Origin of the sequence: Eisenbergiella sp. OF01-20, from assembly GCF_003478085.1 — a bacterium.
Classification (GTDB): domain Bacteria; phylum Bacillota; class Clostridia; order Lachnospirales; family Lachnospiraceae; genus Eisenbergiella.
In genome coordinates this window covers 1-1,656 of the sequence record NZ_QUES01000090.1, presented here as the reverse complement: position 1 = coordinate 1,656, position 1,656 = coordinate 1, and the positions used below count along the sequence as shown (strand labels likewise).

At 39.6% G+C, this 1,656-nt stretch carries 2 protein-coding genes; both read right to left on the bottom strand.

Translation table 11 applies throughout. The features are described 5' to 3' along the window. Positions 1-95: 95 nt before the first annotated feature. Positions 96-1,373, bottom strand: a complete 1,278-nt coding sequence (locus DXA36_RS32535) for an IS110 family transposase (RefSeq protein ID WP_118683631.1) — start codon at positions 1,371-1,373, stop codon at positions 96-98. 80 nt (positions 1,374-1,453) lie between these two features. Further along, positions 1,454-1,656 (bottom strand): hypothetical protein (locus tag DXA36_RS33385; protein ID WP_207666397.1); only part of this gene is annotated, 203 nt, incomplete at its 5' end.

The following is a 1,656-nucleotide window of genomic DNA, read 5'->3' as shown; positions in this document are numbered from 1 at the left end:
TAGTGTGAAAGAAAGTAGAGGTCAGCCAATAAATGGCGCACTTGAATAAGCTGTCACAAATGACAACTTTTAAAAAAGTATATTATTAACAATAATTACGAGGCTACAGGTTCTTGTGGCGGAGGATATAAGCCTTCGCGTTCAAGTAATTTCATAGCCTGTTTGATAGCCTTTGCTTTTTGCTTTTCAACAAGAGCTTCTGGCATATCGATTTTGTATAAGTCACTCGGATTCCACGCTTCACCAGTAGATAACATCTGGAAAATAGCTGTAAGAATCATACGAGCGATAGCAACGATAGCTCTTTTCTTGCCACGGCGTTTCATAAGTGATTCATATTTCTTTTTGTAGTAAGGAGACTGATCGGATTTGACGGCTGCATGAGCGCATTGCACTAATGCAGGTTTGAGGTAAACTCCAGCACGTGTAATCCGAACAGATTTCTTCTTTCCACCAGATTCGTTGCTTCCTGGAACTAATCCAGCCCAGCAGCACAAACGTTTAGAGGTACAGAATTGAGACATATCAATACCTATTTCGGAGATGATAGTGATCGCACTATCACGTTTAACACCCGGAATAGTCATTAGTAACTGGATAGCATTTTCGTAATCAGGATCAGAAGAAATGATAGATTCTATTTCAGAGTCTACATCATTTATTTCAGCTGTGATATAATCCATATGTGCGCGGACGAGGCGCATACGATATTTCTGGGAATCAGTCATCTGATATCCTTCAATGGATTCGATAACAGCATCTTCTTTAGATTTGAGGCTCCTAAGAAGTTTTGATGCGATTTCTTCATGATCGATAGAATTGCCCGACTGTTCAAGCAGATAGTCAACAATGGATGTAGATGACTTCCCAAAGATATCGGATACAACGGAATCTAATGCAATATTACACACAGTAAGAGCATTCTGATATCGATTCTTTTCACTGGAACGGCAGGAAACAAGTTTATAGCGATACCTTGTAAATTCACGCAAAACGCGGATTTTTTTACAGGGAATATAACTGCCTTTCACAAGTCCGAGACGGAACAAATCTCCAATCCATTTAGAGTCCTTGGTGTCATCTTTGTTACCTTTTACAGCCTTTACCCATTTGGGATTAGCTATCGTAACATGGATTTCATCTTCAAGAAGATTAAAGACAGGAACCCAGTATTTGCCAGTGGATTCCATACAAACATAGCGGCAATCATTGTTAAGAAGCCACCGTTTGAATTCAAGAATGGAATTGTTGAACGTAGAGAAACGTTTTTTCTGGTAGTCAGGTTCGATACCACCGGAAGTTTTAATGATTGTGGCAACGAGAAATGATTTGTGAACATCGACACCACAACAGGTTTGGTAAGTAACTTTCATAGCCATACTCCTTTCTTAAGTAAGATAAGAAGCCATTGACTGAACTGCCACACAATTTAACCAAGGCGTTAAAACAATTCTTAGTGTACGGACTCGTAGTACCACTTATTTGTGCTTGAAAAGGCAGAACATACACTGATTTTTATGCTGTCTAAAACGAGAAAGAATTTACAACTCCTCCTCCCGTGCTTTGTAGTATAGCTTCTTACAAGCATTATCTCACGGAGTATAGGTTTTGAAAATCTTTCATTACTATTTGTGCCGCGCCCGAAGGCGCGCGGAA

Excerpts from the sequence above, each read along its gene's own strand:
- DXA36_RS32535 (WP_118683631.1), bottom strand. The coding sequence starts at position 1,373 with ATGAAAGTTACTTACCAAACCTGTTGTGGTGTCGATGTTCACAAATCA.